Raw genomic sequence first — 6,063 nt, 5'->3', positions numbered from 1 at the left:
CAGTGCCAATGAACTGAAATGCTTCTTCTGCGGCTGCGTTCTGGTTCATAACCAGTTTGTAAATCTCTAACTGGAATTTCTGTTCTTCAGTCATGGGAATAATCTCTGCCATTGTTGGCTCCGTTTATCCGTTAAAAGGGATATCAGTTAAGTTATCCCGTGTAGGGTATAAGCCATTATCGAGACCACTCATTGAATGGCCTCTGCAATAACCGATGTCTTTCCATCAGTCCGCCACCACAAAGAATCTTTTTTGCCATAAGGCTGGAGGTTCATCTTTCAGTGGCTGCCAGTGTTATTTCCCCACTTACTGGCTTGGGTTGTTTCGCGGTACTGCCGTAATGCAAAAACTGGATTAACCTGCGAAATCACACCATTCCGGGCAAATACATTTGCACTTCATTTGCCGCTCTCTCACGTGCAACATGAAGCAATCTTTTTCGCCCACCAACGCCCCACTTAGCCATTTGGCTTGCGCACTGGCTTATCGCTTTGGTTTCAGTATTGATGATGTGATCGATTCTATTCAGACGGGACATTGCGCCAACGCCGAGACGGACAACCGTTTTGAAAACTTCATAAACTTCGATTTCAAATTCCGGCTTAATCCATGCTGCATATCTGATTGCCAGAAGTTCAACACCCCACACACCTGGTTCTGCACCACCTTTGATTATTTTAAGTGGTTGAATTTGTTCCAAAGTGCTTTTATGAAGCGTTTTATCTGCGCGCTACGCAAAAACTGGCTTGGGCGCTGTTGCTCTGTAGCCTCTCCATTTGCAACTGCTGCTGCATGGAGATCGTTTAAGTTGTAGCGTCCATCCTCATCAACACGAACGGACACACCATTGACAATAACTGTTGGGTACTTCATCAGTGATTACCTTTTAGTGATGAACCTTGTCACACAGGATTCCGGCCCACAGAAAGGCACCGATTACCAAACCGGCATCCTCAAGGGTCATCCTGAAAGGCTCTGTGTTCATAAGTCGCGCGTGTGAAGCGCGTTTGTTGCAGATATAAAAAAGCCCCGCGAATGCGAGGCTAAATCCTGGTGTTTGTGATGACTGGCTCTTATCTCAACGCAGCCCCTTACCGCGCGCCAGATGCTCAATATCAAGCATCAGCAATGAGATGTTTAATCTGGATTTACTCCAGAAGTGATCACCCCCCTGTCTACAGAGCCAGATGTGAAGGATGATGAGTAAAATTATCGCTATCATCGAAGGCATTGCGTCCTGATGTATTCCTGAAGCGTTCTCAGTGCTGTTTGGTCGCGGATAATTCCGTCCCGGATACCGAGAACGTTTCGTCCAGCAACTGGAGAGAGTTCGACGGTGGCATCATTGCCCATGCCGGAGGCGCTGGAGGTTTCGGCTGAGGATGGCACAGGGCATTTTCCTTTGACGAGCACCCTGCCACCATTATCAAGCTTGCGCCGAAGAGCATCATTTTCAGCTTTCGCATCAGCTAACTCCTTCGTGTATTTAGCATCGAGTGCATCAGCAGCACGCTGGCGTTGCTGCATGTCAGTAATGGTGGCGGTCGCCTGCTTCAGCTCACTGACTTTTTTATCTCGCTGCTCTTTGTAGGTCATGGCGTTATCACGGTAATGATTAACCGCCCATGACAGGCAGACGATGATGCAGATAACCAGAGCGGAGATAATCGCGGTGACTCTGCTCATACATCAATCTCTCTGACCGTTCCGCCTGCTTCTTTGAATTTTGCAATCAGGCTGTCAGCCTTATGCTCGAACTGACCATAACCAGCGCCCGGAAGTGAAGCCCAGATATTGCTGCAACGGTCAATTGCCTGACGAATATCACCGCGATCAATCATCGGTAAAGCGCCACGTTCTTTAATCTGTTGCAGTGCCACAGCGTCCTGGCTTTTCGGAGAGAAGTCTTTCAGGCCAAGCTGCTTACGGTAAGCATCCCACCAACGGGAAAGAAGCTGATAACGTCCGGCGGCTGTTGATTTTAGTTTTGGGTTTAGTGTGACAAGTTTGCGAGGATGATCGGAGTAATCAGTAAATAGCTCTCCGCCTACAATGACGTCATAACCATGATTTCTGGTTTTCTGACGTCCGTTATCAGTTCCCTCTGACCACGCCAGCATATCGAGGAACGCCTTACGTTGATTATTGATTTCCACCATCTTCTACTCCGGCTTTTTTAGCAGCGAAGCGTTTGATAAGCGAACCAATCGAGTCAGTACCGATGTAGCCGATGAACACGCTCGTTATATAAGCGAGATTGCTACTTAGTCCGGCGAAGTCGAGAAGGTCACGAATGAACCAGGCGATGATGGCGCACATCGTTGCGTCGATTACTGTTTTTGTAAACGCACCGCCATTATATCTGCCGCGAAGGTACGCCATTGCAAACGCAAGGATTGCCCCGATGCCTTGTTCCTTTGCCGCGAGAATGGCGGCTAACAGGTCATGTTTTTCTGGCATCTTCATGTCTTACCCCCAATAAGGGGATTTGCTCTATTTAATTAGGAATAAGGTCGATTACTGATAGAACAAATCCAGGCTACTGTGTTTAGTAATCAGATTTGTTCGTGACCGATATGCACGGGCAAAACGGCATTAGGTTGTTAGCGCAACCTCATGCCGCCCACTTTCACGAAGATCATGTGTAGAAGGCCGCAGCGTAACTATCACTGATGAATTCAGGATAGTCAGTGGCTACGGCTCAGTTTGGATTGTGGCGACCGGTGCTGATCTCCGGTTTGCTGCAACTGCCTACAGCTGGCTACGTGGCCACACCGAATCCAGCGAAAGATTCTTGCCCTTACACATCAGCCTGTGCATTCACCACAACGGAAAGAGCACTGGCTAACCAGGCTCGCCGACTCTTCACGATTATCGGCTCAATGCTCTTACCTGTTGTGCAGATATAAAAAATCCCGAAACCGTTATGCAGGCTCTAACTATTACCTGCGAACTGTTTCGGGATTGCATTTTGCAGACCTCTCAGCCTGCGATGGTTGGAGTTCCAGACGATACGTCGAAGTGACCAACTAGGCGGAATCGGTAGTAAGCGCCGCCTCTTTTCATCTCACTACCACAACGAGCGAATTAACCCATCGTTGGGTCAAATTTACCCAACTTTATTCAATAAGTCAATATCATGCCGTTAATATGTTGCCATCCGTGGCAATCATGCTGCTAACGTGTGACCGCATTCAAAATATTGTCTGCGATTGACTCTTCCTTGTGGCATTGCACCACCAGAGCGTCATACAGCGGCTTAACAGTGCGTGACCATGTGGGTTGGGTAAGGTTGGGGATTAGCATCGTTACAGCGCGATATGCGGCGCTTGCTGGCATCCTTGAATAGCCGACGCCTTTGCATCTTCCACACTCTTTCTCAACAACTCTCCCCCACAGCTCTGTTTTGGCAATATCAACCGCACGGCCTGTACCGTGGCAATCTCTGCATCTTGCGCCCGGCGTCGCGGCACTACGGCAATAATCCGCATAAGCGAATGTTGCGAGCACTTGCAGTACCTTTGCCTTAGTATTTCCTTCAAGCTTTGCAACGCCACGGTATTTCCCCGATACCTTGTGTGCAAATTGCATCAGATAGTTGATAGCCTTTTGTTTGTCGTTCTGGCTGAGTTCGTGCTTACCACAGAATGCAGCCATTCCGAATCCGGCTTGTGATTGCGCCATCCCCATAGCAGCCATCACATCAGTACCGGAAAGAGAGTCAGAAGCCGTGGCCCGTGGTGAGTCGCTCATCATCGGGCTTTTTGGCGAATGAAATTTAGCTACGCTTTCGAGTCTCATCGTCTTCCCCTCTTGCCCTGTTTGACCATCAGGACGCCGTTAACTATTACGTGACGCTCGCCTTTGCTGTCTCGGTTGTACTTGAGCACTGTTCCTCTTGCGCAGGAAAGCATCCTCGCCACTTCGGTCTGATTGCCTCGTGTCTGGATAAGAAGCTCTGGTATCGTTTGAATTGTGGCGTTCATACGTTCTCCAGTTCGGTGATTTTTATTCCAAGCCTTCCGCCTGGTACTTTCACACCACGAATTACGCGAATGTCATCGAATTGCTCGTCGTCTTCCGCAAATCCGGCGTGGATAAGGGAGTCGAGTAAACCTTTCAGGATGTTATCGAGGTCGCGGCGGCGGGAGTCTGGAACGTCTGCGATGACTTTGATGCGGAGTCGTGATTTGGTGAAAATGTCTAACTTGAGTTGGAGGATTATTTGCTGAACTTCTTTTCGGTATTTCTGGCCTTTATCGCTGATGTAGTATTGGTTTCCCCGTCTTCGCCAGTAGGTGTTCACCGACGGCGGGTATGGAAGCACAAACTGATATTCGCTCATGACTTAATCTTCCCCTCCTTCAGCAGTATCGCCTGCGTCCTGATCACGCCTTCGAGGTGGTAAAGTCTGGCGTCTTTGTTGTCGAGATTATGGGTGCGTCGGTCGATTTCATCGTGACACGCGCTACAAGCCCATGCGCCGATCAGGTCGTCAGGCTTCATTCCCGTTCCGCAAATTCCAGCCATCCGGTAATGTGCCAGAACTGTAGTTTCAGGATTACCATTGCATACGCCGTAAATACGTACCTGGCATTCTCTGCCGCGTGCTTCTTTGCGTAGATTAGCCATTAAGCAGCCTCCCCTGTTACTTTCAGCATTCCATTATCGAGCAGCTTTCTGGTCAGCCACTGTTGACCACGCCCGGTGATTTTTGTGGTGAACGATATCTGTATTCCGTGATTTGTGTTGACCGCTGTTTCTTTCACTGTGAAATAGCCGCGATCCATATATTCCTGCATTGGCACATTGCGCCGGGAACCTGAAGCAATAAGGATTTTGTGATCGCGCATCCACGCAAACAGTTTGTTTGGACCAATTCCAACAACCTTTGCAAAGTTTCCAATCAAAATTCCGCTGGCCTCGCCAACGCGATCGGCAAACTCAACTTTAGGTGCGGCAATTGCGAGCTGGTTTTCCAGTTGCATTTTCTGCTCAGCAAGATCAGCAGCAAGGCGCAACGCTTCCGGTAGCGTTTTGGGGATATTAACCGCAGCTTCTTCAAGCTCTCGCCAGCGGTCAACAAGGCGAGCGGTGAATTCCGGCGACAACTGGGCTACAACGACAATACTGTCTCGCTTTCCTTGTTCGCCTTCGAACACATACACACAAAAACTTTGATTTAAGCCTAACCCATTGATTCTTCCACAATCCTCAATTTGAGGAAGCCGGATAACACCATTTTTAGCCAGCGTTTCGATGGTACGTTTCACATTGTCATGACGCTTACCAACCAACTCAGCGATTTCAATGCTTGTCATTTTGATGGCATTGCCATTTATTAACTCATTCATCGTCTTCTTCCTCGTACATTGAGCTATTCGGATCGCTCATCAGTTCTGCGCAGCAGTGCTCACACACGTGAACTTCCAGCACATGCAGCTTCTGACCGCAATTAGCGCACGTTAAAGCTCGCTCGACGCTTTCTTTCTGGTATTGAAGGGATTGGGATGGGCTAAGCATGGCTTTCACCATTAAAAAGTCGCTTGTAAGCATCGATGTCTCGTTTTGCTTCACCGAGCTTTCGTCTTAATTCCATGTTTTCTGATTCAAGCTTTTCCATGTCTTGTTGGTATCGATCGCGGTGTTCTTTCCATGCTTTTCGATACGCCTTCATGTATGTCGTATTGGCCTTTCTCTTTGCCTGACGAACTGCGTGGTGGTTTTTCACAAACCAGTCAGGGTCGTTAAATGCTGCTCTGGCGCAGGTATACCAATAATTTGTTGCCTCCCTGTTTAGCCAATAAATACTGATAAATGGCAACTGTATCGACACCATTTTTCGTTGAGACTCTTTCTCGCCAAACATGTGCCCTTTTTTGATGCTAAGGCCAAATCCAGGTTGAATTAAAAGCATTGTCATTTCCTCGCACGATGAACCGCCCCGGGAATCCTGGAGACTAAACTTCCTGAGAAGGAGGTAAACAGGATGACTAAAAATACTCGTTTTTCCCCCGAAGTCCGTCAACGGGCAGTCCGTATGGTTCTGGAAAGTACGCCGG

At 48.4% G+C, this 6,063-nt stretch carries 13 protein-coding genes and 1 pseudogene; 1 reads left to right on the top strand and 13 read right to left on the bottom strand.

Translation table 11 applies throughout. From position 1 onward, the window contains the following. The 6 genes and pseudogenes from ACUU1I_RS19055 to ACUU1I_RS19030 all read right to left on the bottom strand — a co-directional run. A partial coding sequence (locus tag ACUU1I_RS19055; protein WP_407631910.1) for a DUF2560 family protein occupies window positions 1-112 on the bottom strand: 112 nt, incomplete at its 3' end. A 256-nt stretch (window positions 113-368) separates the two neighbouring features. Continuing rightward, window positions 369-874, bottom strand: a pseudogene (locus tag ACUU1I_RS19050) (KilA-N domain-containing protein). A gap of 205 nt (window positions 875-1,079) precedes the next feature. After that, entirely contained in the window at window positions 1,080-1,232 is a 153-nt protein-coding gene (locus tag ACUU1I_RS19045; protein ID WP_001543881.1) for a hypothetical protein, read from the bottom strand. After that, window positions 1,220-1,687 (bottom strand): lysis protein, encoded by a 468-nt coding sequence (locus tag ACUU1I_RS19040; protein WP_005066229.1) that lies wholly within the window; start codon window positions 1,685-1,687, stop codon window positions 1,220-1,222. The genes ACUU1I_RS19045 and ACUU1I_RS19040 overlap by 13 nt, the downstream gene beginning before the upstream one ends. Further along, window positions 1,684-2,160 (bottom strand): glycoside hydrolase family 24 protein, encoded by a 477-nt coding sequence (locus ACUU1I_RS19035; RefSeq protein WP_000229390.1) that lies wholly within the window; start codon window positions 2,158-2,160, stop codon window positions 1,684-1,686. Before ACUU1I_RS19035 ends, ACUU1I_RS19040 begins: the two co-directional genes overlap by 4 nt. After that, window positions 2,144-2,467 (bottom strand): phage holin, lambda family, encoded by a 324-nt coding sequence (locus ACUU1I_RS19030; protein ID WP_000783734.1) that lies wholly within the window; start codon window positions 2,465-2,467, stop codon window positions 2,144-2,146. Before ACUU1I_RS19030 ends, ACUU1I_RS19035 begins: the two co-directional genes overlap by 17 nt. Before the next feature lie 224 nt (window positions 2,468-2,691). On the opposite strand from ACUU1I_RS19030, the gene ACUU1I_RS19025 reads away from it, so the two are divergent. Further along, a complete protein-coding gene (locus ACUU1I_RS19025; protein WP_134797898.1) occupies window positions 2,692-2,910 on the top strand; it encodes a hypothetical protein in 219 nt (72 codons plus the stop codon). 268 nt (window positions 2,911-3,178) lie between these two features. Here the strand turns inward: ACUU1I_RS19025 and ACUU1I_RS19020 are convergent, their stop codons facing one another. Genes ACUU1I_RS19020 through ACUU1I_RS18990 form a run of 7 tightly spaced genes read right to left on the bottom strand, consistent with a single transcriptional unit; the run spans window position 3,179 to window position 5,918 of the window. After that, window positions 3,179-3,802 (bottom strand): antitermination protein Q, encoded by a 624-nt coding sequence (locus tag ACUU1I_RS19020; protein ID WP_001235459.1) that lies wholly within the window; start codon window positions 3,800-3,802, stop codon window positions 3,179-3,181. Further along, entirely contained in the window at window positions 3,799-3,987 is a 189-nt protein-coding gene (locus ACUU1I_RS19015) for a protein ninH (protein ID WP_000994516.1), read from the bottom strand. Before ACUU1I_RS19015 ends, ACUU1I_RS19020 begins: the two co-directional genes overlap by 4 nt. Further along, window positions 3,984-4,346 (bottom strand): RusA family crossover junction endodeoxyribonuclease, encoded by a 363-nt coding sequence (locus tag ACUU1I_RS19010; protein WP_000006225.1) that lies wholly within the window; start codon window positions 4,344-4,346, stop codon window positions 3,984-3,986. The genes ACUU1I_RS19015 and ACUU1I_RS19010 overlap by 4 nt, the downstream gene beginning before the upstream one ends. After that, window positions 4,343-4,633 carry a DUF1364 domain-containing protein gene (locus ACUU1I_RS19005; RefSeq protein WP_000002244.1) on the bottom strand — a complete coding sequence of 97 codons (291 nt, stop codon included), beginning with the start codon at window positions 4,631-4,633 and terminating at the stop codon, window positions 4,343-4,345. The genes ACUU1I_RS19010 and ACUU1I_RS19005 overlap by 4 nt, the downstream gene beginning before the upstream one ends. Further along, complete coding sequence (locus ACUU1I_RS19000; RefSeq protein ID WP_001003980.1) at window positions 4,633-5,355, bottom strand: phage antirepressor KilAC domain-containing protein; 723 nt, start codon at window positions 5,353-5,355, stop codon at window positions 4,633-4,635. Before ACUU1I_RS19000 ends, ACUU1I_RS19005 begins: the two co-directional genes overlap by 1 nt. Then, window positions 5,348-5,557: a protein NinF gene (locus ACUU1I_RS18995; RefSeq protein ID WP_021514114.1), complete on the bottom strand. Its 210-nt coding sequence runs from the start codon at window positions 5,555-5,557 to the stop codon at window positions 5,348-5,350. Before ACUU1I_RS18995 ends, ACUU1I_RS19000 begins: the two co-directional genes overlap by 8 nt. Then, window positions 5,517-5,918 carry a hypothetical protein gene (locus ACUU1I_RS18990; RefSeq protein WP_000924594.1) on the bottom strand — a complete coding sequence of 134 codons (402 nt, stop codon included), beginning with the start codon at window positions 5,916-5,918 and terminating at the stop codon, window positions 5,517-5,519. Before ACUU1I_RS18990 ends, ACUU1I_RS18995 begins: the two co-directional genes overlap by 41 nt. Between the last annotated feature and the right edge of the window lie 145 nt (window positions 5,919-6,063).

Source organism: Shigella sp. SIG3, from assembly GCF_053555855.1.
The sequence above is the reverse complement of the archived record's forward strand: the minus strand, read 5'-3'. Positions and strand labels throughout refer to the sequence as shown.